Genomic DNA, 26,227 nt, shown 5'->3' with positions numbered 1-26,227 from the left:
AATAGATCGCATTTTTTTTATTTTTTTGTTATCTGCTGCAACTGCAAAGCGCAATATAAGAAATTTGTAAGAATCGGGTAAGAAATAAGCAAACATCGATTCTTATAATGAAGCTTGTAACCAAACGGAGGTGGCGTCATTGCTTGACCTGATGAGGCTCGAAATGCGTAAATTTCGCATCGGCCCTTATATTCGCGCGGCACTCATAGCCAATGTCATCATATTTGCTCTTATATGCCTGATTAGTTTTTTCGGAGAAGTGCAGGAAAAGATGCCTCTGACCGACTATGGCATGGCTTTTTCTATCATCGATACGCTTATGCGGGCGACTTACATCGTGTTCGCGGCGGTGCTGTTGTCACGAATCGTCATTGATGAGTTCCGCAGCAAATCGATCGCGCTTCTGTTCATGTACCCCATCAACCGCAAAAAGCTCCTTGCAGCCAAGCTGCTTATCGTGGTCCTGTTCACGCTGTGTGCGGATATGGCGGGGAATTTGTTCGTCGGGATCGGCTTCTATGTATTCAACCTGTTCACGCCTATCGTGCCGGAGCCGTTAACCGTATCAATGGCGGCCCATTCCCTGCTTACGATGGTGATGAGCGCCTTGGCGACCAGCTTTTTGAGCTTGATTCCGTTGTTCTTCGGAATGCGGAAGCATTCTGTCTCGGCCACCATCTTATCGTCGCTTATCGTGGTGATGCTCGTCTGTCAGAGTATCGACGGCTTCTCGTTGTACTCTATCATTGCCGTGCCAATCGGCTTGGCGCTTCTTGGAGTCATCGTCGCCTATAGGTCGATACGCCACATTGAGCATGTCGATGTGTGACATAACGAAGCAGAGGGGGGAGAGCGATGGCGAATCAAGTGTTGAAATGGCTCTGTTTACTTTGTGCTGCCACAATCTTCGTGAATGGGCTTCTGTTCATGGGGACGGGAAGTCATAAGGTACTCATCAGCCTGTGTAGTGCTGCCGGAATTGGGGTCTTAAGCGGTATCGGACTGCTGGTCACGAGGAAAAAGGGGTAAGCGGGAATCGAAACGTCAAAAGAATAAAGGGGGGGTGTCCCTTAAGTCGAGCTTGGCTTTGGGGGCATCCCTTTTTATATCTGCTGCAATTGCGGCTCGCTTTATGGCTGGCAAGGAGCCAGCGATTGCGGCGATAGGTATCCGGGCTTAAGGATTTTGTAAGAATGGAGTAAGGAAAAAGAGAAGTTCATTCCCTACTATGAATTGTAGAAGGGAATGAACATATTCTACGAAGGAAATAGGTGACGGAATTGAGTGTGTTTGCATCAACTTCGAAAGTATGCGTGCAATCGCTATGGATGATGTGGGAGCGCGTGTTCGACATGATCACGAAAGTAAGAAGCATATCTGTATCCCAATATGGCATATGCAAGCTTGTCGTAAGACGCTATCATGGGCACAGCATGCAATGCAATGACGGACAATGGGTCCATTCCGGAGATTGGGTAGGGGAACTCCATCTGGATAACAGGCAAGTGCTGGAGCTGTCCCGTTCCCTCGGGCCGAACCGGGCCGCCTTGATGACGGCGCGCCAGTTGCGAGATGCGCTCCATCAGATCAGCTGGGCTATGGAGAGCACGCCCGAGCTTGGGAGGGTCAAAGCATTAACCGGCATTACCTTGCTCCATCGCGGAATTATTTATGGTTTGGGCTTTGAGTTGCACCCGATGAAGTCCAAATGGCTCCGGTGGACGACAACGCACTATCTTCGCCTCTTGCTGGCGGTGATGCATCCAAGCGGCACGCGAAGAGTGAAGCAGAACAGCGACAAGCTCAATCCGATGATCTTGATGATGACGAAGCAGTCTTTACTGGAGCGTTACCGCAAAGATGTGATTCCATGCAAAAGCTGATGCTTGGCGGTGCCCTGTTGATTCTGTTCCTGATTGTCTGCTACATGGCGCTCCCCTTTTTTATAACGAGAATATGCGGGTTTGGCGTGTTGAGGAAAGGGAAGCCTATGGCCCGGATCGCCCTTACCTTTGATGATGGGCCTGATCCGCGATACACCCCCCAACTGCTTGATTTGCTCCAGGAGCATGGGGGGAAGGCCACCTTTTTCGTGCTGGGCAGCAAGGCAGAGCAGTATCCGGATTTGACGAGGCGCATCTATCTCGAAGGCCATCAGATCGGGATACATAACTATACGCACCTGTCCAACTGGTTGATGACGCCCGGGCAGGTGAGGGAGCAGCACGTGGAACGAACGGCCGACATTGTCGAGCGCATCGTCGGAGAACGCCCTGTTTATTATCGGCCCCCGTGGGGAATCGTGAACGCCGGGGATTGGCTCTCGCTGCGCAAATCATACCGAATCGTGCTCTGGTCCGTCATGGGGTGGGATTGGATGCGCGGCACGGATGCGAAGCGGCTGACGCGGAGACTGATGCGGAACATCAAGCCCGGTTCGATCGTGCTGCTGCATGACAGCGGGGACACGGCCGGAGCGGACGAGGCTGCTCCGCAGCAAATGCTGAAGAGTCTGCGGGAGGTTCTTGCCAAGCTGCGGCTGCAAGGATATCAATGCGTGCGTGTGGATGAGCTTCAAGGCCAGCCATATGCCGGCCGCAGCCCAATGGTTCGCCCGGGACGCGATCAGGTGAAGATGGCGCTGCCTCGTCATCGCGAATACCACCAAAATCACGGCTAGCGGCGCTATGGCGCCAACTATGCAGAGCTGCGGCCAGACCGCTCAAATCAATATGCCGATAAGAGAATAGATAATTACGGTGGAGAACAAGATGGTCATATGAAAAAGGGAGAACAAGAACATGGATTTGGCCCATTTCTCGGAATCCATGTTTCGATAGCCGAAAATGCTGAACATCAGCCAGGAGACGCTTGACAGCAACGCGACTAGCATCAAGCCAACGCTTAACGGCCAGAAAAGAGAACTGGCCAAAATTAAAGCCACCAAATATAGATTTGTTTGCCTGTAGGTTCTTTGGATGCCTTTGACGACGGGAAGCATAGGAATCTTCGCGGCTCTGTACTCTTCATGCTTGCGGATTGCGATCGCATAGAAGTGAGGCATTTGCCAGATGACAGCGTGTACAAAAAGTCCGATAATCACAGGATGGGTCAGGTCCGGATAGATCGCGGCCCATCCGATAAGCGGGGGCATGGCTCCGGCAATGCTGCCTATCTCCGTATTGTAGACCGTCTTTCTTTTGCTCCACATCGTATAGGGAACCGCGTAAAAGAACAAGCCGAGAAAACCGAGCAATGCGGCCAGCGGCGTGGCCAAATATAAAGACGCCAGACCAAGAATAGACGCGGAGATGCCAAGCCAGAGCACGGCTGCCGGCTTGATTTCCCCGGTCACCGTCGGCCTGTTTTTGGTTCTCTCCATAATGGAGTCGATATCCCGGTCATACAAATTATTGAATGCTCCGGCCGCGCCCATGACGAACACCGATCCAATCAAGGACAGTACAATTTCCGGCAGCTTCTCCACCAAGCTCAGATGGTAGGTATATAGGGCCAATGTTAGTCCCGCAAACATCGGAATCAGGTTGGATTTAATAATTCCGCTCTTGACCGTCTGTGCCAAGATGGCCGTCCGCGTTTTCTCTTGCTTTGGAATGTCTAGCATCCTTCGCATGATGAATCTCTCCCCCTTTTTGATAAATATATACTAATTAGAATTTAAATACTATGTGGTATATTAATGGGGTGTGGTATCATTGTCAAGTGAGGGAGGAAGAACCATGGGCAGACGGAGATTAACCCAGGAACAACGAAAACAGGAAACGAGGCACCTGCTTATCGAGTCAGCGATTGAGATCTTTGCCCAACTTGGCTTTCACGGGTCTTCTGTCGATAAAATCGCGGAACATGCAGGCTTTAGCAAAGGGGCCGTGTATGCTCATTTCAAGTCGAAAGAAGAGCTTTTTCTCGCCATATTGGATCAGCAGATGCAACTGCAAGTAGATAATATTCAGCATGTCATCGACCAGCAGCATTCCATTTCTCAATTTATTGATGCGATGGATACCTGCTTCGGAGCGGTGAAGAAGAGAAACCGAACCTGGAATATGCTATATATCGAGTTTTTGCTGTACGCGATGCGCGAAGAAGGGGTGCGCCATAAATGGTCGCGCATGCTAACGGAGTCCGTGGCGCAAATTTCGGGGTCCATTAAGCAGTTGATGTCGAGGGAGAAGGGCGGGACGGCGTTATCCGCGGATGAAATCGCATGGACGATTTTGTCCTTGGAAAATGGCCTGGCCATATTCAGTTATATTGGCGATGAGAGCATGCCCCCCCATTTATATAAGAAGGCTCTGCATAAGATGCTACTGCCTGCGCGCCAAGAAGAGTAATAAAAAATCCCAGACCGAGCGGAATTCAGGAATTTTCTCCTGTTTTTTTCTCGGTTTTTTGTTTATTCCTGCAAGTTGTCGATGTAAAATAGATAGGCAATTGCTAGCTGCAGATTCGAATCGAATAGAAAAGAGGAAGAAACGTGATTATCGTCAGTGCTTGTCTGGCCGGATTGGAAGTAAGATATGATGGAACGCACCGTCTCGATCATCGCATCGCGAAGCTGCTGGAGGAAGGGAAGGCCGTTACCGCATGCCCGGAGCTGCTGGGAGGCTTCTCGACGCCCCGGGAACCGGCCGAGATTATCGGCGGAGATGGGGAGGATGTCCTGGACGGGAAGGCCCGCGTCATCGAGCGAACAGGCCAAGACGTGACCGCCATGTATGTCGAAGGAGCCTGGGAGACGCTGAGACAGGCCCAGGCGGTGAACGCCACGCTGGTTGTGCTCAAAGAATACAGTCCTTCTTGCGGAAGCTCGATGATTTATAATGGGGAATTCGCAGGCAAGGCGAAGGCCGGCCTCGGCGTGACCGCTGCGCTCCTGAGAAGGCACGGAATCGAAGTGATATCGGAGGAGCAGTTCTCCAAGCGGTATATCGAGTAAGTCATTACCTTGCTGCCGAAGGAGATTCAATGGGCTGCCGTCATCCTTGTTTGATAGGCTTCCGGTACGGGAGGCAGGGGTGCAAGCTCGTGAAGTGAGGCAGCGGCTATTCTATATGAAGGTATGAACAAGCAGGTAGTATAATTCGGGAATCGCTTGATGTGACATCAGGATTGCAGCGTGCGACCCGAGATGGATACCAGGCAATGAAGTGGAAGGGATCGGGAACGCTGTTCGTTTCAACCTCGGATCCCGAGATAAGGTGGATTATGGTTTATTTTACGCAAAGAAGATTACTGAAAATCTGGTGGGAGCGGCCCACCCTGTTAATTGTTATGTACGGATTATGTTTATCGCTTACGATATGGATTGACGTATTCCTCTACCCGGAGCAGGATATGTTCATCTGGTATCTCGTCGATACTGTGTTTGCCGGATTTGTGTTCTGGCGCAATGCGATGCTGCAGGTTCTCGCGGCGGCTGTGATTACGTGGCTCCATTACGCGTTGGCGCCCTTTCCGTTCCCTCATGTCAATGTGTTTATATCCCAAGCCCTCATTCATTTACTGGCGATCTTATCAATTTCATTTGCCATTAAATATTACATCCGGGAAAAAGAGAATACGCTCAACCTGACGCTGACCTTAGCCAAATCGCTGGATTCGAGAGATCCGTATACGGCTTTCCATTCGGAGAATGTGGCTTATTATGCCGTATGCATCGCGAAGGAGATGAAGCTGAAGCGCAAGCAGTGCGGCCATATTTATATCGGCGGACTTCTGCATGATATCGGAAAAATAGGCGTGCCTGAAGCGATTTTGAATAAGCCGTCCAAGCTGACGAAGGAAGAGTACGAGGTGATTAAGCAGCATCCTCTCATCGGATATGAGATGGTGAAGCATATTTCTTGTTTTCAAAAAAACGGCGTTCTCGACATGATTCTGTTCCATCACGAACGCTACGACGGGACCGGATATCCGCACGGATTGCAGGGTACCGACATTCCGTTGGCGGCCCGCATTATGGCTGTGGCCGATTCCTTCGACGTGATGACGTCAAGGCGGGTCTACCGGCCTGAGGCCGATATCCGCTGGGCTCTTGATGAGATTCGCAAGCATAAAGGCACACAATTCGATCCCGACATCGCCGAGATCTTTATTCAGATTGTCGAACGGGAAGGGGAGCGTATTCTGTCTCATCCTCGCAATATTCTTACGAAATCAATGTGAAGGGGCCCCCTCTCCGAATGACTTCCCATATCGCATCGAAATGCTAAGGTCAAAATAAATCAATGCGCACATTCTATCAACCCATATTATGAAAACCTTCATTCTGCCGGATTATTTGCTTGGAAGGGGGCTTTTCGTCTCATCACTTAGGTATATTTTCCCGACAAAAAGATTGTGACTATATACCTATGTACCGGGGGATTGGGAAATGACATGCAAGAGAAAAAGAAGCATGACCGCAGTGCCGATAGTGCTGATAACGCTGCTGTGGGCGGCAGTGCTGCATGCGGAACCGGCAAGCGCGTCGGATGGCAGCGCCGTCTCGATCAATGCCTTCTTGGCGCCGGATCGAACGCTGTAAAAACAATATATGAGAAAGACTCGGTACCGGAGCAGCTGAAGGGCCTGCCCATAATCGTTGATCTCGAGCCTTACTACCGCGGCGCTTTTTTGAACAGCGAGCAATTCGATCTATGGATGCTTAATGATGATCTTGCATCTCCCACAGTGCCCAAGATAGTCAACACCGACTCTCATGTCATCGGCATCTTCAAAAACTTGCCGGAAGTGAAGCTGGCGGATGGAGGCTTCAGCTATTATAGCCAATCTGCTGTCAATGCCGAACCCGACCGCAATCTGAGCGGCGTCATCGCAGCCGAGCATGCGGCGCTCGGCAGCCGGGACGGGCATACGCTCGCAATCGGGGCGGACGGCAGCCTGCTGGCCTGGGGCAACAATGTGTATGGGCAGCTCGGCAATGGGCAGCCCTATCCGATCCTGTTCGATCCGAAGCCCATCAAGGGAATGGCTCAAGTGGAGCTGGTGGCGGCGGGAGACAACCACACGTTGGCCGTGACGAAGGACGGGAAGCTGTACGGCTGGGGCAGCAACCGCGCGCACCAGATCAACGCAGAGTCAGCCGCGCAATATATAACGCCGCGCCTTATCGGCACGTACAACGGCGTCAAGAAGCTGCAGGCCGGGGAAGACTTCTCGCTGCTGCTTCGGAACAACGGAGAGCTGTACGGCTGGGGGAATCTGCAGCGGATTGGGCTGGAGAATGCGGCTGCGCCAACCTTGATCGAACGGTTCGGGCAGGACAAGATTGCCGATATCAGCGCATATGAGCGCGGCGCCGTCATCTTGACGGCGAACGGGGATGTATACCAGATGGGCGGCACCCTTTACTATGGCACGGAGGTTGATCCCGAAGATTTTATTTGGAAGCTGGACATTGGCCAAGCGAAGGCGATCGCGGCGGGGAATTTGCGAAGCTATGCGGTGCTGAAGGACGGCACGGTCTGGTCATGGAAAAATATCGTGCAGAAAAAGAAATATGCGGCGGCGCAGCTGCCGGGATTTGCGAAAATGGCGGCGATCGCGGCCGGAAGCCGGAACGGAGACTTCGCGGTCGGATTGGATGAGAAGGGGAACCCATGGGCCTGGGGCGATAATTCGGCCCGCAATCTCGGATTCGGGCTGCCCTTCAAGATGCAGAAGGGAACGGATGCGTCCGCAGCGCCGACCCGGAACTTCGACGCCTATTCCAACGGGCCGATCGGCAAGCGGGATAAGCCAACCTATGCCTCCGTGACGGCGGGCTCCAACGGGGCCATCCTGCTGACGAAAAATAAGGAGATGCTCTTCTTCGGTTATTTATCCATTCCGTTCCGGACAGGCAATCTGTATCAGAAGGCCGATTACGTCGCCGCGGCCAACAGCAATGTATTCGTCATCTCGAACGGGCAGCTGTGGGCCTACGGAACGAATAATGATGATGGGCAGCTGGGGAACGGTACGCGCGCGAACTATGATACGGCGCAGACGATCCGTTTCTCGAAATAAAGCTTTGTTCCCGATGGTCCTTGTGGGCCGTCGGGAATTTTTATAGGAGTCGATTTCTGCTATGATAGGAATATATGTTCTAGGAAGAAGGAGGTGGGCGGGATGAGCCGTACATACAAAGTGATCAAGCCTCATCGTTCCAATTACCCGCAGCCGATTCGGTTGTCAGCCGGAGAGCGGGTGATTGTGGGCAGATTGGATGATGGCCCGGAAGGCTGGCCCAACTGGCGCTACTGTTATACGCTCGACCGGAAGCTGGAGGGCTGGGTGCCCGAGCAGATTATCGAGAAGCGGGATCAGGAAGGAATCATTAAGGAGCCGTACTGCGCCAATGAATTGAATGTCGATCCCGGCGATATCGTGAATGTGCACCGGGAGCTGAATCAGTGGGTATGGTGCCGGCGGAAAGGGGAAGAAGAAGAATGGGGCTGGGTTCCCCTGGACAATGTGGAGCCGGTAGAATAACGATGTGAAGCTCCCGGCTTCGGCCGCAGGAGCGCGGCAGGAAGCTGCCGATGGTGGAAGGCAATGCAGCGAAGGGATGAGATGATGTTGAACATAACAGACTATAGCATAGAATCAGTAAAGGATCCGTTCCGCATTTTGGCCGGACGGCGCTATGAATTCAGACTCGATATCGAAGTAGCCGAGGAAGATGAATTGTATTCGGAACACGGCGTCTACGTCAGAGTGATCTATGCCGTCGAGGCGGAGCGGTCCTATATCGTGAAGCACGAGCTCTACGAGCGGACGACCGACCGTTATCTGGAGTTCGATCTGGAAGACGATGAGATAGAGGCGGTGAATTTGTTCTGCAGCGAGCATTATGCCGAGGCGGACGAGTAAAGAATCTCCGCCCAGAAGGGAGCAGCCATGGGACGCAGCAACATAACCGTACCGTATGGCTATGAGCCGCCGGTCGAGAAGGAGAAAGGAACGCTCATTTACTACGATTCTTTTGAACGGGCCACGGAGGAAGAGCTCGATCGGGCCGCGGAATATGCCGCGATGTATGCCTTCAAAATACTGGTGCTGTATCCGATCCATGAGGAGACGGTGAAGCGAATGGCGAAGGGAACCGCGACCGCCTATTATAAGCGGTTGAACCGGCTGGAGCAATGGGCCCGGGATCGGGGCGGTGCGAAGGCGGCCGTCGAAGACTGGGAAGGCAAGCGGAAGAAGTATACGCCGCTCGATGCCGCGCTTCGCCATCTGACGGAGAAGTATCCCTCTCCTTATTTCTTATATGTGACGCCGGAGACCGCCAACCAGCTTGCATCCTTCTCTTCCTTCGCGGAATGGATCGGGAAGCTCCGCCTCCTGCTGGCATCCGAGCCGGAAGAGACGCATCCGCGGCTGCGGCAATATGCGCATCGCTGGAGCGTCGCAGGCCAGAGCGAAGGGACGAAGTAGCCGGGAACGAGAGGGCGGCGGGTCATGGGCCATACCTTCTACAGCCATGGTGAACGCATTCATGCTACAATGAAGGGAGCAATGCTGCCGCAGCGGAATTCGAACACGTGAGGTGACGAATGATGGCTCTAACCGCGCATACCCTGGATACCCAGATTCGCAAAACGGTACATATTCAATATTTGCTTCATTTGCCGGAGCAATATGAAGCCTCTTCCGACAAAAAATGGCCGGTCCTTCTGTTCCTTCACGGGGCAGGCGAGCGGGGTGATGATCTGGACAAGGTGAAGGTTCACGGTCCTCCCAAGCTGGCGGATTATGCCGATCTGCCGTTCATCGTCATCGCGCCGCAATGCCCGGAGCATTCGCACTGGCAGTTGGAGATGGACGCGGTGATCGCGCTGCTCGATGAGGTTACAGCCGCTTACCGGGCGGATACGGATCGGATCTATGTGACGGGATTAAGCATGGGCGGATTCGGCACCTGGAGCCTCGGAATAGCTTACCCGGATCGGTTCGCAGCGCTGGTGCCGATCTGCGGGGGCAACAACCCGCAGCAGGTCTCGCTATTGAAGCAGGTTCCGGTCTGGGTCTTCCATGGGGCGAAGGATACGGTCGTTCCGCTAAGCCAATCGGAAGCGATGGTTGAAGCGCTCCGGGACGCGGGCGGCGATGTGAAGCTGACCGTGTACCCCGAGGCCGGTCATGATTCGTGGACCGAGACGTATAACAATGACGAGCTGTACGACTGGCTGCTGCAGCATTCGCTGCGCAGCAGGCCTGAGAGATAAGCCAGGCGGGGGGCTGCCTCACAAGCAGTTCTTCGCTGCGGTGAGCCGGCCCCAACCTGTGTAAAAGAGTCGCGCGCTTTGCCGGACATGTCCAAGTATTCATCATTCTAATTCTTTGATGTGAAGGTTGGTTCAATTTGTTCGTTCTACTTGTCTGGTGCCTTCGGTGGCGCCTGCGGCCCCACCTTCCTTCCACGGCTCGACTTCCCGAAAAAACTGCCAAAATGCAGGTTTCCCTTATAACGTTTATTCCGTTGGAGCAATTCCTGCAAAACAACATTAATTTGAGCCATGCCAATGGATTGAAAGCAAAAATCGGCGAAATGATGCGCTTTTGCAGGAATCTCATCAAAATTCGCAACTCAAGTTACGAAAATTGCTGCGTTTACCAGGCTGTTGGAAACCCCTGTTTTTACGAAAGGGTGGAGATGTCCATTTACCTAATCAAAACTTGGCACTCAAGTCGATTTTTTCTACTGAGAGACGAGATCCACTATATAAAAAATGAAGTGGAGAAATTCCCACAGACTTCTCAAACGGCCTGATTTTACGGAATCCAAGAGACTGCGTCGGATCCTGGGGGCATCATCGCCTCCAGGAGGTATCATCGCCTCGTTGCCTCTCGGGGCTTGAACGTGTGGAGAGAATTGCTGCTATTTTACAGGAATTTCGGCTCAATGAGTCCACATCCCGAGGAATTGCTGCAAATCTACATCATTTATGGCCCTCTTGCTTCAAGTCGAAGCAAAACGTGTGAAATTCCTGCAGTTTTGCAGGATTCCATTTCTGGTAAAGTCGTCATTATCGAATTGCTGTATTTGCGCAGGATTTCGCTTACCGAATAGAAGTGTCTGGAGAAATCGCGTAGTTTTGCGGATTTCACCTACCGGATAGACGTGTCTAGGGAAATGGTGCAGTTTTCAGGTCGTTGGAAAACCCCTGTTTTTTACGAAGGGGTGGAGATTGTCCATTTTCCTGCTCAAAACTTGGCACGCATAGCGTTGTAAATCGATTTTTTCTACTAAGAGACGAGATCCACCACATAAAAAATGAAGTCCCAAAAAATCGCTTGTACTTTCTCAACAGCCTGGTTTACGCAGGATTACGCTGCCTCATCCATTTTCCGCGGCATTACCCGCCGCCGTCTTCCGCACTTCCCGCCTTCATCGTTATCCCGTCTTGTCTCTCGTCATTATTTAATGAAGTAGGGGGCAGTCCCTTTTTGTTATGGCCGTATGCATCAGAAAATGACAAGAAGATATGTTGAAATTCCGAAAAATAGATAAGATACGTTCTGGAAATCAATGAATCCTATGTTGTAGGCTAAAAGCGAATAGGAACAGTGGAGGGGAGGGAGCTGCGGATTATTTCCTGTAGCAGAACTGCTGTGTCATCCTTAACATCGAGCGAAGTCAGAAGTTGTGCACATGAGCGAGAGAGGTGAAGGAATTGAGACGAACAGGAAATCGCATGCTATGCCTGCTGATGGCATTCATGCTGGCTGTCATCCATGTCCCGGGACCCGCCGCGGCGGAAGGAGATCAGCAACAGCTGCTTGCGCAGCAGGAAGCGATTGCCCAATGGGTATTCAAGGATGCGGGAGACAACGGAATTTTTCCCGCGGCCTCCGGGGCTTACAAGAATGCCGCATTATTCAAGAATGTGGGCGGGACCTATGAATACTACAGCGACAACGCGATTACGTACCAAGGCTGGGATCGCGGGGTAGGGACGAAATATTGGCTCGCGACGGTGCCGACCACCGGCTTCAAAAATATTACGGTATCGTCGACCCAGACCTCTTCAGGCACGGGGCCGCGGGATTTCAAGGCGCAATTCAGTCTCGATAACCGGACATGGACCGACATCCAGGGCGGCGTTCTTAAGATGGAGACCCATAATTTTAACTGTAAAAATAACGCATGCAAGCTGATCAACAAGCCGCTTCCGAAGGAGGCCAACAACGAGCCGCTGCTCTATGTACGGTGGGTTGTCAATTCGGATGCAAGAACATCCGGGGAGTCGGGCGGCGTCGGCAGCGCCGGCTCCAGCCGCATCAAAGACGTGCGCATCGCGGGCGAGCGCATTGATGGTTCGGGGCATACGCCGCGGCTCGTCAATATGACGTTCAACGGCGATCCGAAGACGAGCATTGCGCTCGCCTGGTATACGGATCAGATGACGGGCACGGTGCTGCAGGTCGTGGAAGCGTCCAAAATGCAGGGAAGCGAATTCCCTGTCCAAGAGGCGCTGGTCTTCAACGGCAGCGCGGAAGCGATCAAGACGTTCATGAGCGCCAAGGATCGCGAGAAGAAAAAGTATACGACCTTCATCAGCCACCGCGCTTCCGCCGTCAACCTGAAGCCGGGCACCGCTTACAAGTACCGGGTCGGTAACGGGGATGACGCAGGCTGGAGCCGGATTGGAAGCTTCACGACTGATGCCGCGGGCAATCAGCCGTACCACTTCATCGTCGGATCCGATTCCCAAGCTTCGAAGCTGTCCGCCTTCGAGAAGTGGCAGGACACGTTCCGTAAAGCCATTGACCAGATCGGCGATCCGAAATTCCTGATCAACGTCGGCGACCTGGTCGACAACGGCGATTTGGAGGAGCAGTGGCAGTGGATGCTGGGCGTCGCTCAGGAAGAATTGGCTCAGGTTCCTTTCGTTCCGGTGCTCGGAGGGCATGAAGTGCAGGATTATGACGGCGACGAGACGACGCCGAACCGGAACTTCTATAATCATTTCAACGTGCCGCTTAGCGCCGGGGTGAACGGGGCGCATGAAGGCTCGATTTACTCGTTCGAATATGGCGACGCGCTCTTCCTCGTCATCAATTCGCAGTTCGAGGGCGAGCTGAAGTCCAACGGCAAGGATGTCGATTGGGCGGATGACGAGTTCTGGGCCCAACTGGATTGGATGCGGCTCCAGGTCGCCAAGACGGATAAGAAGTGGAAGTTCGTGTCGCTTCACAAAGGCCCATATTCGGCAGGCGACAACGCAGGTCAATGGGAGGACGGCCGGATTCAATTTTATAAAAAATATCTCGTTCCGGTGTTCGATGAGATGGGCATCGATATCGTGTTCGAGGCGCACGACCACATGTATATGCGTTCGTATCAGATGCTGAACGACGTTCCGGTGAAGAACGTGCCGAAGGATGGGCAGGGCCGCGTGCTGAACCCGCCGGGAAGCATCTATCTGATGCCGAATTCCCTCGGCGAGAAATTTTACACGAAGTATCCGGGCTATAATGATTATTTTGCGGCCATTAATGAGCAGCCGTTCAAGAAAATGTTCGTCGATGTCTCGATTGCGGATGATGTGCTCAAGCTGACGGCCTATACGGCGGACAAGGCGAAGCCGGCCGTCTATGACGAGTACGCGATTAAGCGCACGGACGGCAAGCCGGACAAGGTCGAGCAGGCGAAGCTCACCTTCAGCGGCAAGCGGGCCGATCTCTCGTGGAAGATGCCTTCTTCCAGCTCCGAGCCGGTCAGAGGCTTCCGCATCTATGAGAAGAACGGCCAGGCTGGCACCAACTGGAGCGCCTATATTCCGGCGGCCGCAGGACAGACCCAATATACGCACTCCGTGAACAACCTCGATTCGAGCCGTTCCTATGAGTTCATTATTAAAGCGGTCGGCACGCGGAACAACTCGGATCCGGTGTACGTGAAGCGGTAAGACAGCATCCTACGGTGCAGCTCCTTGCAGCCCCTTGCTTGGCCGGAACGGCGAGCGAGGGGCTTCGCAGCATGCACGAGCTTCAGCGCCGCCGGAACTGCTCGATCTTGCGATGGATGAATTGCAAGGTTTGTTCCAGGCCGTGCTCTTGCCGTATCGTCTCGGCAAGCGTGTGCGCGCTCCGCGACAGGCTCTCGTTCCGGGCAAGTTCCCTCAAGCGGGCAGTGAGCGAGTCAACCGTCATATCCTTCTCGCGGAGAGGGGCAGGCGCTGCGCCCAATTGCCGCATTCGCCTCGCCCAGAACGGCTGATCGCCAACGAACGGGCAGACGAGCATCGGCTTGCCGGCCCGCAATGCAGAAGCGGTCGTACCTGCTCCTCCATGGTGAATGATCCCCGTCGTCCGTGGAAACAGCCAGTCATGAGGGGCCGATTCGATAAGGAAGAGGCTGTCGTCATCCAACGGTTTCTCCGCCTGCATACCGCTTCCGCCGGTTAGGATAACGCCTCTTTGCCCTGCCCGCTGCAACGCTGCTATCATCATCGCGAGAATGCGCTCCGGCTGCTTCAACGGCATGCTACTGAAGCTGATTGCCAGCGGGGCAGGGCCTTGACTCAGGAAAGCGGCTAATTGCTGGGGAGCCTGCCATGGCTCTGTCTCCGGCAAATACCAGAACCCGGCCATACAGACACGATCCTCCCAACGCGGGTCATAGGGAACAACGGCAGGACTGCATCCGTACAGGACAGGAATATCTCGTCCGTTGATTCTCAGATCAGGGGTGAACAGCCTCCGAGCCGGCAAGCCGAGCGTCTCCCGTCTCCACCGGTTCAACAGATTCAGGAAAGGAGCGGAGATTAGACGATTCATGGAATAGCTCATCCGATTCAACCAGCCCATGCCCGTATCCAACGGGAGGGCCGGATTCGCGAAGCGCGAGGTCGGCATAAGCAAGGGCACGGGGTGAGCCGCGAAGACCGGAATATCCAACTTCTCGGCGATATCGGCGCCGCCCAATGCCTTCGGATGGAAGATAAGCGCTTCGGTTTCCTGGGAGGCCGCCCACAGATCGGCAAGCATTTGCTCCATCATCGGATACATGAGCTTCTTCATATTCCGTATGATCGCGAGCGGGTTGCCGCCTAGCATTTGCTTGCCTTCCTCGGATTGGGCCAGATCCAGAAAGCGGGCCCGGATCGGGCTGCAGGAGAGCCCATGCCGCTCGACGAACGGCTTGAAGTTCTCTGCTGTTACTACAGTCACGGCATGTCCCGCGTTCTGAAGCTTCATCCCGAGCGCGACGAAGGGCTGCACATCTCCGCGTGTCCCCAATGTGAGAAGATTAATTTTCATAACCGTATTGTCCTGTTCTGTAGACTCCGTACTTTAACATGTCCAGAAAAGGCGCTAGACCGGAATCCCCTTCTGCCGTCGAATCGTCGAGCGAAGGGGGGCCGTTCTGGGCCAGTTGATGCGCAACGAGCGCCTCCAAGGAGATCAGGATAAACTGGAGGGCTTGATCGGGATCGACCCCTTCGCGGAAATGCGCGTGATTCACTCGCTCCTTCAGCAGCGGGACGTATTGATTCTCCATCTGCTGCTGCATCTGCTTCAGTTCTTGGCGCAATGCCTTCGGAGGGCTGGCAAAGGCGGAGCGAAGCACGCCGAATATCGGAGCATGCTCCAGGAACAGCTTGCGCTTGGCGGCAGAGAGCTGAACCAGCGCCTCGAAGATATCGTCTGACATATGTTCCATCTCGCGCTGCATCGCTTCCATGACGAAATCGTTGCAATGCCGGACCACGGCCATATATAGCGACTGCTTATCCCCGTAATAATGAAATAAGATGCCCTTGGATACGCCAGCTGACTGGATTATCCGATTCGTCGAAGCGGCTTCATACCCTTTCATGGAAAACTCCGACAAGGCCGCTTGAAGCAGCACATCCCGTTTGTCCATTCCAACATGCCTCCCAATTCTGAGGTTTGACCATGTGGTCAATTGATGTGATGCTATTATACTGCGCGTTGACCATATGGTCAATACATTTGAGCTTTAACTGTCCTCTTTTCGGATCTTCTCGCCGCTGTGCTATAATCGGGACAACATTGAACGTCTGCAGGAATGTGGAAGGGGCATGACGGTATGGAACCAAGAGAAGGCATGACATCGCCGGAAGGGCTGGAAATGCTGGAGCGGGTGCGCCGCATCTGCAGCGCGCTGCCGGAAGTGGAAGAGATCATTGACGGATTCGGCCACAACACCTTCAAGGTGAAGGGCAAATCATTCGTCATTATGGGGGAAAACGGCAAAGTGCCCGGCCTGTCGTTCAAGTCGGACCGGGAGACGCAGGATATTTTGCTCCAGCAGGGCGGCTTTATGAAAACGCCTTATATCGGCCATCACGGCTGGGTATCGATCAAGACGGATGAGACTTTGGATTGGGATGAACTGGGCGATCTGATCGAGGAGGCTTATTTGCGCGCGGCCCCGAAGCGTCTCGTGAAGCAGGTGAAGCCGCAGACTTGACACTGCGGAAAATCGCGGCGATCACGCCTCAAGAATTGCCGCCTCGCCCGAGAACGGGTATGATGGGGGAATACATCAGTCTTTATAGCGGAGTTGAACTTGCATATGAATTCATTCCCCAAATTGAAGTTGACGCTGTCGATGGCTATCTTCGGCTCCGTCGGCTTTTTCTCGCAGCAGACGGGCTTGCCCGCGCTTGAATTGGTGTTCGTCCGCTGCATCTGCGCGACCTTGTTCCTCAGCCTGTGCTGGGTGCTGACCGGCCAGGCCAAGCGGGAGCGATACATCGGAAGAGAAGTGATTCAGGTTCTGGCGTGCGGCGTGTTCCTCGTCCTGAATTGGGTCTTTCTGTTCCGATCCTTCGAGACGATGTCGGTCACCATCTCGATTTCAATCTATCATCTCGCGCCTGTCTTTGTCCTCATCTTGGGGAGCTTCCTGTTCCGTGAGAAAATGACGCTGCTGGCGGCGCTCTCCATCCTCGTCTGCTTCGTCGGCACGCTGTTCGTCATCGGCCTCGATCAGGGCTTGTCGTGGCGGGAGGTATGGTCTACAGGCGCCGGCTGGGCACTGCTGGCCGCGCTGTTCTATGCCGGGACGACGCTGCTGGGCAAAGGCATCAACGTTATGAGCGCCTACCTGATGACGGTGCTGCAGACGCTGTTAGGCGTCTTTCTGCTGCTGCCCTTTGTGGACTTCGGCGCGTTCCACAGCCTGACGCCATATAATTGGGCGTATATTGCGGCGACCGGGCTGATCCATACCGGTTTTGTCTATTATTTGTTTTTTGACAGCCTTCGCAATTTGTCGGCCCGGATCATATCCGCACTCATCTTTGTCGATCCGGCGGTCGCCATTCTGCTTGATACGGTCTTTACCGGATTTCGTCCGACACTGCTGCAGCTTGCCGGCATCGTGCTTATTTTTGCCGGGATGGCCGGTTCGCTGTGGAAGCCGGAATCCAGACAAGAATACCTTACAAGCTGACAATCATAAGCTGCACCAGGATACGGCAGATTTTCTTGAACCCGCAGGTCTGGAAGGGCGCATATCTGATGAAGTGCCGTACATCGTGATTGGTTCAGTAGAAGGAAATAAGCAGCGAGGTATGGAAGTATGTTCTTTATAACGGAAAATAACGGAGTGGATTGGGAAGGAGGCGGGAATGTGGCGATCAAGGCGATTGCGTTGGATTTTGACGGACTCATTGTAGATACGGAGACAGCCAGCTACGATTCCTTCTGCGAGCTCGTTCGGAGCTTCGATCTGGACATGCCGCTGGAGGTATGGAAGGAGTGGGTCGGCGGCATTCAGACATGGCAGCTGGCCTGCGATTACTTGGATGAGCAGCTCGGCAAGCCTGTCGATCGGGAGGGGCTGCACCGCCGTCACCGGGAAATGTACACCGAATTAATCGCGGAATTGGATGTGATGCCGGGCGTGAAGCAGCTGCTGGAGGATGCGCGCCGCATCGGCCTGCGCGTGGCCCTCGCTTCCAGCGCCTCGGCCGCCTGGGCCGTAGAGCATATTAAGCGCTGCGGGCTTATTGATTATTTCGATGTGCTGCAGACGCGGGACGATGCCGCCAAGGTGAAGCCGGATCCGGAGATATACCGGAAGGCGGTGGAGAAGCTCGGCGTGAAGCCGGAGGAGACGATCGCGTTCGAGGATTCCCTTGTCGGGACGCTGGCGGCGAAGGCAGCCGGCCTGTCTTGCGTCGCCGTGCCGAACCGGGTGACCCGCCTTTTCTCGTTCGATCATGTCGATCTGCAATTGGCCTCATTGGCCGATATGAGTCTGGAGGAGATCATCCGCACGTTGGAGCAGTCACGGGCTTCGGCCCAGGGATGAGGCGTGCCGTGCCTCTCGGTAACATCTTCCGCCCTTCCATTATCATCAGAAAGGCAGGCGAATATATAGATGGCCGCCGCGAATATCGCCGCCCGTTCCCTTGTGATTCAACGGGCCGCTTCGGAGCATATTGCCCTGCTGCAAGAGCTGTATGTGGAAGCTGCCCGCTGGAGAGCCGCGCGCGGCATTAGGCTCTGGGATGAGCACGCTTTTACCGACGCGTATATGAAGCGCTTCATGCAGGAGAGGGAAGTGTTCATCGCCTTGGCAGGCGGGGACGGAATCGGATGCTTTGCCATTCAATGGAGCGACACTGCGATATGGCGAGAGCTTGACAATGAGGAATCGAGTTACCTGCATCGGCTCGTCGTCAGCAGAAAATACAGCGGGATGAGGCTAGGATACAGGCTGCTGGAACGGGCCGAGGAATATGTGAAAAGCGAAGGGAAACGGTTCTTCCGGCTGGATTGCATGGCCGAAAATAAAGGCCTGAACCAGTATTATACGAAGGCTGGTTTTGCTTTTGTGCGGACAGCAACCGGAGAAGGCTGGAGCGCCAATTTGTATGAAAAGAAAGCTAGGATAAACACCCAGCATTATTTTAACCTTGGGGCATCATAGTAGGGACAGACACAGGCGGCGGACCGCCTGTGTTTTTTTGCTGTGTACAGCTATGCTGCGATTTTGCGGGTTGAAGCGGGGCTCAGGTTGTAATAAAATAGAGCTGTCGTTAATAATGATAATCATTATCAGTAGATTAAGCGATAAGGAGGAATCCCATGTCATTGCCGGGAATACCGGTGCCGAAGGAGCGGCTCAGCGATGAGGACATCGAACGGTTCGTCCGCTGCCGGCATTGTTATTATCGCAAGTGCCGGAATGCTCATGAATCGAGCTGGGTGTATGCGGCGCAAGCGTCGGTCAATCAGATCGTGCATGCGTATTATTCACGTGCTCCCGAGGCGAGAACGGCCGCTTCCGTCCTGTGCGATATGGAGAGCTATTGGACGCCGGAGCGGGACCGTTTCCCGTCGGAACAGCATTATTTGCGAATCAAGCGTTCGGTATTTCACTTTTTGGATGAATACTTGACTGAGGAAGCCCCCGGCCATGCGCTGCTGTTAGGGGAGAAGATGAACGTCCAGGCTGTGGAATTGGGAGCAGATCTGTCGATGACGCTCCAGGTGGCCGAGTGCACGGATTCGTCTCTCGTCATACGGAAGTATGTGGTCGCCGATGAGCCGCAAGTATTTAAAGCCTACGTTCAATTTGCACTCGTCTTCGCATACAAGGCTTTTGGCCGGCTGCCGGACCGAATCGAAATCTATGCCTTGATGAATGGCTCGGCGTATGCCTTCCGCCCGAAGGAGGAGCATTATCATTCTTCGCTTGATTTTGTGCGCTTGATGCTCGGGGTCATGAATGAGGGGCCGGCGGGCAGCGGCCTGTATCACTAAATCAGTTTTTTTGCAGGAAAAGGGGATTTACTCGCTTTGACGATACGATTTCCCATAGCGCCGTTGGCGATGCCGGGGTGATGATGGGTCGAGATAAGGAAAGGATGGGATGAGAGAATGGCGAAGATCATTTTGATATATGCCAGTATGAGCGGAAATACGGAGGAGATGGCCGATGCGATTGCAGCAGGGGTTCGCGAAGCCGGAGAGGATCTCACTGTAATGGAGGTTACGGATGCCAATGCGGCCGACTTGGCCGGATATGACGGAATCCTGCTTGGCGCCTACACTTGGGGAGATGGAGAGCTGCCGTACGAATTTCTCGATTTTTACGATGATATGGAAGACCTTGATCTGAGCGGGACCAAAGCGGCCGTGTTCGGCTCGTGCGATTCATGCTATGCCCAAGTAGGCAAAGCGGTCGATATTCTGGTTGATCGGCTGCGGGAATTGGGGAGCGAGATCGTGCAGGACGGCTTGAAGGTCGAGCTGACCCCGTCCGACTTGGACAAAGAATTATGCCGGGCGTTCGGAAGGAATTTGGTTAACAGCGTCGTTCATGGGACGACCGTGCAGCAATAATTGGATGCATGCGATTTTATGGAGAGGAGTCTTCCGTGATGGAACGGAGGGCTCCTTGTGCCGTACATACTTATGAAACTGCTTAAACCTGCGGAGCGAGGGATGGAGCCTATGGAGGAATTGGCGTTGAACCGGTTGCAGCTGCGACCGCGGCTGTGGCTATGGGGGCATCAGACGGAAGCGGATAGTTGGCACGGCATGACGGGCGCTGTCGTCCGGATGCTGCTCTGGATGGCCGTCGCAGCGGCGGGGCTGTTCGGAGTGGCTGGCTTCTTTTCTCGTTGTCTGGAAAAGATGAGAACCAGAGTGCCGATCTGCGTCCTGCTGCTGGGGGAAAATACGGCCCAGCGCCAGGAGATGCTGTCCTTGTCGATCATGCTCTTTCGGCCGCAGGCCTTGCTCTGCAACCATGGGGTGCAATCCATGCGCTATGTGAGCAGGATGAGCGCCCTGCGGGTTATTTTGCTTCGGATGATCAAAGATCCAGAAAACCGCCTTGTCGCACGACACTCCGATCTCACAGATACGGTGATCGTACAGATAAGGGAGGATTTTCATGGAATCTATTCATTATCGCATACGGAATCGATTGGAGCGCGCGCTCCGGTTCCGGAAGCTCAAGCCTTACGGGGAACGGCTCCAGGCGATACGCGCTCTCTCGTTGGAACAGGAGACGGATCCCCGGCTTCGGGAGCGGGCGTGCCGGCTGATTCAAGCGGCACGGGGCGGAGTCTGCGCCGATGATCTGCTCATCGAATCGTTCGCCCTGACGTACGAGGCGGTGCGGCGCATACTGAACATCCGCTTGTTCGATGTCCAGCTTATGGCCGGCATGGCCTTGCATGAAGGGAAGCTGGTCGAGATGCAGACCGGGGAAGGGAAGACACTGGCCGCCGTGCTGCCGGCCTGCCTGCATGCCTTATATGGCCAGGGTGTGCATATGATGACTTTCAGTGATTATTTGGCGGGCAGGGATGCCTCTTGGATGGGGCCGGTGTATGAGTACTTAGGCCTTACGGTGGGCTGTGTCCGCGAGGGAATGCCTGCAGCCGAACGAAGGGCGGCTTATGCGGCCGATGTTACGTATGTGACGGCGAAGGAGGCGGGGTTCGATTATTTGCGGGACGGCCTCAGCATGGATTCGGATTCGCTGGTGCAGCGCCCGTTCCATTTGGCGCTGATTGACGAGGCTGATTCCATCCTGATTGATGAGGCAAGAGTGCCGCTCGTTATCGCGGGCGAGGGGAAGCCGCCCGGGGACCGCGCCGATGCGGAGAGAATGGCGGCCTTGGCGAAGCGGCTGCGGCCGGGGCTTGATTATGATGTGGATGACGCCGGCGGGCAGGTCTATTTGACGGAGGCGGGGGCGGAACGGGCGGAAGCGCTCCTCGGATGCGGCAGCCTGTATGATCCGGAACAGTCCGGCCGGCTCGCGGGTCTGCACCACGCGCTTCACGCGGAAGCGCTGCTGCGGAGCGATGTCGATTACATCGTCCGGGAGGGGCGGGTCGAGCTCGTGGACGAATTCACCGGCCGCATTGCAGACAAGCGCAGGTGGCCGGACGGGGTGCAGGCGGCTGTAGAGGCGAAGGAGGGCGTGGCGCCGCAGCCTGGCGGCCGCATTCTCGGCATGATTACGCTGCAGCATTTGCTGAGCCTCTATCCGTCGATCTGCGGCATGTCGGGTACGCTCCGCTCCTCGGCGGAAGAGCTGCGGGACACCTATCAATTGGAGGTGGCCGTCATTCCTCCGAACCGGCCATGCCGGAGGCAGGATGAGCCCCCGCTCGTCTTTCCGAACTTGCTGGGAAAACAGCGGGCGCTGCTTACCGAGATCGCGTCAGTCCACCGTACGGGCCGGCCGATTCTCGTAGGAACGGCAAGCGTGGCGGAATCGGACCGGCTGGCGCAGGCATTGCTGCAGGCGGGCGTGCCTTGCTGCGTGCTGAATGCGAAGCATGACGAGGAGGAGGCGGAGCTGATCGCGCGGGCAGGGACCTGGGGCGCGGTCACCATCTCGACGAACATGGCTGGCCGGGGAGTCGACATCGTGCTCGGCGGCGGGGATTCGGCCCAATATGCCAAGATCGCGCAGCTTGGGGGCTTGTACGTCATCGGCACGAATCTGCATGACAGCCGCCGCCTCGACGATCAGCTCCGGGGGCGCGCGGGCAGGCAGGGAGATCCGGGGACGTCCCGCTTCTTCCTCAGCCTGGAGGATCCGCTTCTGCATCGCTACGGCCGAGAGTATCCATTCCCGGAACGGTGGCAGTCTGCGGCTCCGGACAAGCCGCTGCGAGGGACAGCCGTTCCCCGTCTGCTCGCCCATATTCAGCGGGTGGCGGAAGGACGGAATGCGGAGAGGCGCCGCATGTTGAACCGCTACGCGGATGTGCTGGAGCAGCAGCGGCGCATCATCGCCGCCTGGCGCCGGGGCGTGCTGATGGAGGAGGCGCCGCCGCCACTGAAGCTTGCTGAAGATGCGGCGCGGCATGAGCGCTTGTGCCGCCGGTGGGGAGCAGAGCGGGTGCGACGTCTGGAGAAGCGGGTGACCTTGCTGCATATCGATCAGCGTTGGTCCGATTATGTGGAATTTGTATCCACGGTAAGGGAAGGGCTCCACCTGGAGGGGCTGAGCCGCCAGGATCCGCTCGATCTGTTCCATCAGCGGCTTATCGGGGCCTTCGCGGACTTGCCGCATCTCATCGAGGACAGCATTCGGCGGGAGCTGCGCGCGTTCGATGAGTCCGGGCCGGATATATGGCCGGAGGAGAAGCCTCCGCGGCAGTCGACCTGGACCTATCTGCTGCACGATCATGTGGTGCCGAACCGCTTCTCGCTGTTCTAGGCCGCAAGGCGGCAGAGCGAGAATGCGGGAGACCGTAGCGCTGTCGGCGATGCGGTCTCCCTGCATCATTTTCATGCCTTGTACACTCGTACCTCGTACATCAGCTTTCACGTACACTCGTACTTCGTACATCCGATTTCACGTACACTCGTACCTCGTACATCAGCTTTCACGTACACTCGTACCTCGTACATCAGCTTTCACGTACACTCGTACCTCGTACATCCGATTTCACGTACATTCCTACTTCGTACATACGCATTTTCATTTACCCGTATCCTCGTACTTCCACTTTCGCGAGCATCTATCCCGCGTATAACCGATCTTGCCTGCATTTCGCCTACCCCCGGGCAGACCAATGCTGCAAAAATACATTATTTTTCACCAGAAAACGCCGATCGGAGGAAAAATAATGCAGAGATGCAGCAATTTCATACTCTACCTGCCTTTATTCCAGTTTGAGCGCGAAAATGATGTACTTTTGCAGGAATCCTTCAGAGCGGTATATCACCGATCAGAAATGATGTAAAATTGCAGCATTTTCTACAAATAGTCAAGCGCGCCCGGCCTAAGCTCATAACGCACGACATATTTGCCTGAGCCTCCGGTGACAGCCGTAAACCATCCTTTGGAGCAGAGCGACTGCAGCGTTCTCACCGCTTTGCGATGGTTCACGCCTAGATGCGCCTCCACATCGATAGGGCGAATCGGACGGCCGAGCATACAAGCGAGCCGGATGGTCTCCCGTTCCGCCAGACTGTGCAGGCTGACAGGCGCGGAGTTCGCGTGATAGCGGCTCATCACCATGCGCAGCAGCGCCATGCACAGCTCGGGGCGATCCGCGACGTCGTCATAAGCGAAGGAGATGACTTGGAACCCAATCGCGGACAAAAATGTCTCCCGGTTCAGCTCATTGCAGTACTTTTGCCTGTCCATATTTCGGACGTGCGGCACGAAGCCTTTGATCTCGATGATCAGCTTGACATGCGGGGACAACCAGGCGAAATCGCAGAAATAGGACAGGCCCCGCCAATCGAGGACTTCGTATTCCGGATGCAGCTGGCCAAAGCTGCCCCGAAGGGGCCACCATACGTTGCGGCAAAACAGCTTCTCGGCCTCCCGATGTCCCCGCTCCAGCCGCCCCTTTCGCTCTCCCGTTCTCCTCTGCAAGTGGTGCTGAATAAACGCATCATGCGCCTCTTCAAAACTCACCTTACCGCCTCCTTCCACAAAATAAAAACGTCCCGATTCCCTTCGCATGGAAAGGATCGGGACGTTCTTCGTCTCTTACGTTTATTATACTGTGGAATCGGATGCTTGACCAGCCTGGCTCCATGGCTGGCAGCAGTGAGTAGACATAGTGCAGTCACTCACAATCCTTTGCCGAACCACTGGGTCAGATAGTCCGGAACACAGTCATCTTGTTCTCTGCTCGACTGTTACAGATCTTGAGCCAGACGCACCATATCCCGCAGCAGCATGCCGTTCTCGTAGATTTCCTCGTCATAATGGCGAACGAAGAAATCGCGGTCGATGCCCGTCATCCGGAACCCGCATTTCTGGTAGAGCGCGAGCTGGCTTATGCTGGTGCTGCCGGTACCTACTTCTATCGTCTGGTAACCGAACTCCTTGGCGGTCTCGACCGCATGAAGGACGAGCCGCTTGCCGATGCCCTGTCCCTGGTGACTCTCCGCGACGGCCACGTTGACCAACTCGATCGTGCCCGGCCGGGTCGGCAGCAGCACATAGACGCCGATGACTTCCCCTTCCTGCTCCGCAAGGAAGCATGTTCCCCGCCCGAGATATTCCTGCACGAGTTCGGCAGAAGGGTCTGCCAGCAGCAGCAATTCCATCGGAGGCTGTTCCTCCGCATTCCATTTTCGAATCTGCATAATAGTCTTTTTCTCCTTTGATGCGACAAACTGATATCTCTATCTACTTCGGGGCGGTATCGGACATTTCCTGTTTTTGCTGAAAATGTTCGCCTCTCCCGAGGGCTAGGCGGGGATAGCGCTGCCGCACAGCGGGCGTCAGTAGGCCCAGCACGAGTGTCTGACTCCTGCTGCGTTAGCCGAGCGGCGTTAGCGGCCCGAATTGGCGGGAGGCTGGCCGCATCCCGACTCCGTCAGGAAGCTTCATTCCCGCCGGCCGCCTTGGCGCGTGCGGCCCGATTCTTCATCGCCTCCGTCACGACGAAGGCCAGATCATCGTTGCCGTAGAGCGACAGGACGCCGAGCACCGTGTCGTCGGGAATGTCGCCGGCCTCTTCCTTCGGAACCGTGAGGCCGATGGCCTGCTGCAGCGCCGGATTGGCGCCCTGCTGCGGATAGGCCTGCTGATAGAGCTCGGCCGGATCAAGGTCATGATTGACGCACCACTGGGCGAACACCAGGATCATCATCTGCTCATCCCGTTCATAGTTGCGGATAATCTGCTCTTCGATTTCTTTGCGAGACATTGATATATCTCCTTCCAGGCGGTAATATGGGTTCATTATAGCGAATGGGCAGGAGGATTCACAATGATCAAGAACGAGAAGATACGGGCTGCCGAAGTCGAATTGACCGGTCTGAACGGAGAACAGCTCGGCATCGTGCCGACCTCGGAGGCGCTCGCGATGGCCAAAAAATTGAAGGTGGATCTCGTCTGCCTGTCGCTGATGAGCAGCCCGCCACCCTGCAAGCTGATCGGAGCGGGGGCGGCCAAGCAGGAAGCGCAGCAGGCCCGCAAGGCGGATCGGCAGCCGAAGGTGAAGGAGATTCGCCTGACGGCGCAGATCGAGGATCATGACTATGAGACGAAGAAAAATCAGGCGGAACGGATCCTGCGCGCCGGAGATTCGGTGCAGCTCGTCATCCGCATCAAGGGCAAGGAAGGCGCGCTAGCGCAGCAGATCCTCGAGCGGCTGCTGCAGGATTTGCGTCCGGCAGGAACGAAGCGCACCGGCATTCAATTGAGCGGCAAGCAGGCGATGGTACAGGTCGATCCGGCGCCAGGTGCGGAAGCATAGCCTAAGCAAAGCAATCGGCTCCC

General features: G+C 55.0%; 29 protein-coding genes. 23 read left to right on the top strand and 6 right to left on the bottom strand.

Annotated features, from left to right (window positions below; genetic code table 11):
* The first annotated feature begins 163 nt into the window (after positions 1–163).
* From NNL35_RS29365 to NNL35_RS29350, 4 genes are all read left to right on the top strand, one after another.
* Positions 164–829: an ABC transporter permease gene (locus NNL35_RS29365; protein WP_006679383.1), complete on the top strand. Its 666-nt coding sequence runs from the start codon at positions 164–166 to the stop codon at positions 827–829.
* A gap of 26 nt (positions 830–855) precedes the next feature.
* Entirely contained in the window at positions 856–1,029 is a 174-nt protein-coding gene (locus NNL35_RS29360; protein WP_158000477.1) for a hypothetical protein, read from the top strand.
* Positions 1,030–1,286: 257 nt separating this feature from the next.
* Positions 1,287–1,883: a YkoP family protein gene (locus NNL35_RS29355; protein WP_040734094.1), complete on the top strand. Its 597-nt coding sequence runs from the start codon at positions 1,287–1,289 to the stop codon at positions 1,881–1,883.
* A complete protein-coding gene (locus tag NNL35_RS29350; protein ID WP_006679385.1) occupies positions 1,871–2,680 on the top strand; it encodes a polysaccharide deacetylase family protein in 810 nt (269 codons plus the stop codon). Before NNL35_RS29355 ends, NNL35_RS29350 begins: the two co-directional genes overlap by 13 nt.
* Positions 2,681–2,722: 42 nt before the next feature.
* Here NNL35_RS29350 and cyoE read toward each other — a convergent pair whose 3' ends face one another.
* Positions 2,723–3,634 carry a heme o synthase gene (gene cyoE, locus NNL35_RS29345; RefSeq protein WP_006679386.1) on the bottom strand — a complete coding sequence of 304 codons (912 nt, stop codon included), beginning with the start codon at positions 3,632–3,634 and terminating at the stop codon, positions 2,723–2,725.
* Positions 3,635–3,740: 106 nt separating this feature from the next.
* On the opposite strand from cyoE, the gene NNL35_RS29340 reads away from it, so the two are divergent.
* From NNL35_RS29340 to NNL35_RS29290, 11 genes are all read left to right on the top strand, one after another.
* Positions 3,741–4,355 carry a TetR/AcrR family transcriptional regulator gene (locus tag NNL35_RS29340; RefSeq protein WP_006679387.1) on the top strand — a complete coding sequence of 205 codons (615 nt, stop codon included), beginning with the start codon at positions 3,741–3,743 and terminating at the stop codon, positions 4,353–4,355.
* Positions 4,356–4,498: 143 nt separating this feature from the next.
* Positions 4,499–4,960, top strand: coding sequence for a 2-thiouracil desulfurase family protein (locus NNL35_RS29335; protein WP_006679388.1), 462 nt, complete (start codon positions 4,499–4,501; stop codon positions 4,958–4,960).
* A gap of 335 nt (positions 4,961–5,295) precedes the next feature.
* On the top strand, positions 5,296–6,189 hold the full coding sequence (locus tag NNL35_RS29330; RefSeq protein WP_006679389.1) for an HD-GYP domain-containing protein: 894 nt from the start codon (positions 5,296–5,298) through the stop codon (positions 6,187–6,189).
* A 208-nt stretch (positions 6,190–6,397) separates the two neighbouring features.
* A complete protein-coding gene (locus NNL35_RS29325) occupies positions 6,398–6,550 on the top strand; it encodes a hypothetical protein (RefSeq protein WP_254553954.1) in 153 nt (50 codons plus the stop codon).
* Positions 6,551–6,696: 146 nt separating this feature from the next.
* Positions 6,697–8,034, top strand: a complete 1,338-nt coding sequence (locus tag NNL35_RS29320; protein ID WP_254553953.1) for an RCC1 domain-containing protein — start codon at positions 6,697–6,699, stop codon at positions 8,032–8,034.
* A 102-nt stretch (positions 8,035–8,136) separates the two neighbouring features.
* Positions 8,137–8,499 (top strand): SH3 domain-containing protein, encoded by a 363-nt coding sequence (locus tag NNL35_RS29315; RefSeq protein ID WP_006679391.1) that lies wholly within the window; start codon positions 8,137–8,139, stop codon positions 8,497–8,499.
* An 84-nt stretch (positions 8,500–8,583) separates the two neighbouring features.
* Positions 8,584–8,880, top strand: a complete 297-nt coding sequence (locus tag NNL35_RS29310; RefSeq protein WP_040734107.1) for a DUF6509 family protein — start codon at positions 8,584–8,586, stop codon at positions 8,878–8,880.
* A gap of 27 nt (positions 8,881–8,907) precedes the next feature.
* Positions 8,908–9,447 (top strand): hypothetical protein, encoded by a 540-nt coding sequence (locus tag NNL35_RS29305; RefSeq protein WP_006679393.1) that lies wholly within the window; start codon positions 8,908–8,910, stop codon positions 9,445–9,447.
* Between the two features lie 119 nt (positions 9,448–9,566).
* Complete coding sequence (locus NNL35_RS29300) at positions 9,567–10,238, top strand: carboxylesterase family protein (protein WP_238535454.1); 672 nt, start codon at positions 9,567–9,569, stop codon at positions 10,236–10,238.
* A gap of 677 nt (positions 10,239–10,915) precedes the next feature.
* A complete protein-coding gene (locus NNL35_RS29295; RefSeq protein ID WP_254553952.1) occupies positions 10,916–11,083 on the top strand; it encodes a hypothetical protein in 168 nt (55 codons plus the stop codon).
* A 595-nt stretch (positions 11,084–11,678) separates the two neighbouring features.
* A complete protein-coding gene (locus NNL35_RS29290) occupies positions 11,679–13,925 on the top strand; it encodes a fibronectin type III domain-containing protein (protein ID WP_238535447.1) in 2,247 nt (748 codons plus the stop codon).
* Positions 13,926–14,007: 82 nt separating this feature from the next.
* On the opposite strand, the gene NNL35_RS29285 is transcribed toward NNL35_RS29290, so the two are convergent.
* Both NNL35_RS29285 and NNL35_RS29280 read right to left on the bottom strand, forming a co-directional pair.
* Complete coding sequence (locus NNL35_RS29285; RefSeq protein WP_006679288.1) at positions 14,008–15,279, bottom strand: glycosyltransferase; 1,272 nt, start codon at positions 15,277–15,279, stop codon at positions 14,008–14,010.
* A complete protein-coding gene (locus NNL35_RS29280; protein ID WP_006679289.1) occupies positions 15,269–15,886 on the bottom strand; it encodes a TetR/AcrR family transcriptional regulator in 618 nt (205 codons plus the stop codon). Before NNL35_RS29280 ends, NNL35_RS29285 begins: the two co-directional genes overlap by 11 nt.
* Before the next feature lie 186 nt (positions 15,887–16,072).
* Here NNL35_RS29280 and NNL35_RS29275 point away from each other — a divergent pair, with 186 nt between their 5' ends.
* The 7 genes from NNL35_RS29275 (at position 16,073) to secA2 (ending at position 23,194) form a co-directional block, all read left to right on the top strand.
* Positions 16,073–16,456, top strand: coding sequence for an MmcQ/YjbR family DNA-binding protein (locus NNL35_RS29275; protein ID WP_006679290.1), 384 nt, complete (start codon positions 16,073–16,075; stop codon positions 16,454–16,456).
* 105 nt (positions 16,457–16,561) lie between these two features.
* Positions 16,562–17,443: a DMT family transporter gene (locus NNL35_RS29270; protein ID WP_006679291.1), complete on the top strand. Its 882-nt coding sequence runs from the start codon at positions 16,562–16,564 to the stop codon at positions 17,441–17,443.
* A 129-nt stretch (positions 17,444–17,572) separates the two neighbouring features.
* The gene (locus NNL35_RS29265; RefSeq protein WP_006679292.1) at positions 17,573–18,307 is read left to right on the top strand and encodes an HAD family hydrolase; all 735 of its coding nucleotides are present in this window, start codon (positions 17,573–17,575) and stop codon (positions 18,305–18,307) included.
* A gap of 69 nt (positions 18,308–18,376) precedes the next feature.
* Entirely contained in the window at positions 18,377–18,928 is a 552-nt protein-coding gene (locus tag NNL35_RS29260) for a GNAT family N-acetyltransferase (protein WP_006679293.1), read from the top strand.
* 158 nt (positions 18,929–19,086) lie between these two features.
* Complete coding sequence (locus NNL35_RS29255; RefSeq protein WP_006679294.1) at positions 19,087–19,764, top strand: hypothetical protein; 678 nt, start codon at positions 19,087–19,089, stop codon at positions 19,762–19,764.
* Between the two features lie 117 nt (positions 19,765–19,881).
* A complete protein-coding gene (locus tag NNL35_RS29250) occupies positions 19,882–20,346 on the top strand; it encodes a flavodoxin (protein WP_006679295.1) in 465 nt (154 codons plus the stop codon).
* Positions 20,347–20,902: 556 nt separating this feature from the next.
* Entirely contained in the window at positions 20,903–23,194 is a 2,292-nt protein-coding gene (secA2, locus tag NNL35_RS29240; RefSeq protein WP_006679297.1) for an accessory Sec system translocase SecA2, read from the top strand.
* A 543-nt stretch (positions 23,195–23,737) separates the two neighbouring features.
* Here the strand turns inward: secA2 and NNL35_RS29235 are convergent.
* From NNL35_RS29235 to NNL35_RS29225, 3 genes are all read right to left on the bottom strand, one after another.
* On the bottom strand, positions 23,738–24,406 hold the full coding sequence (locus NNL35_RS29235) for a DUF559 domain-containing protein (protein ID WP_006679298.1): 669 nt from the start codon (positions 24,404–24,406) through the stop codon (positions 23,738–23,740).
* A 227-nt stretch (positions 24,407–24,633) separates the two neighbouring features.
* Complete coding sequence (locus NNL35_RS29230) at positions 24,634–25,086, bottom strand: GNAT family N-acetyltransferase (protein WP_006679299.1); 453 nt, start codon at positions 25,084–25,086, stop codon at positions 24,634–24,636.
* Between the two features lie 233 nt (positions 25,087–25,319).
* Positions 25,320–25,652: a hypothetical protein gene (locus tag NNL35_RS29225; protein ID WP_006679300.1), complete on the bottom strand. Its 333-nt coding sequence runs from the start codon at positions 25,650–25,652 to the stop codon at positions 25,320–25,322.
* Between the two features lie 63 nt (positions 25,653–25,715).
* On the opposite strand from NNL35_RS29225, the gene infC reads away from it, so the two are divergent.
* Positions 25,716–26,204, top strand: a complete 489-nt coding sequence (gene infC, locus NNL35_RS29220) for a translation initiation factor IF-3 (protein ID WP_006679301.1) — start codon at positions 25,716–25,718, stop codon at positions 26,202–26,204.
* Positions 26,205–26,227 lie beyond the last annotated feature (23 nt).

Origin of the sequence: Paenibacillus dendritiformis (assembly GCF_945605565.1) — a bacterium.
GTDB classification, from domain to species: domain Bacteria; phylum Bacillota; class Bacilli; order Paenibacillales; family Paenibacillaceae; genus Paenibacillus_B; species Paenibacillus_B dendritiformis_A.
The sequence above is the reverse complement of the archived record's forward strand: the minus strand, read 5'-3'. Positions and strand labels throughout refer to the sequence as shown.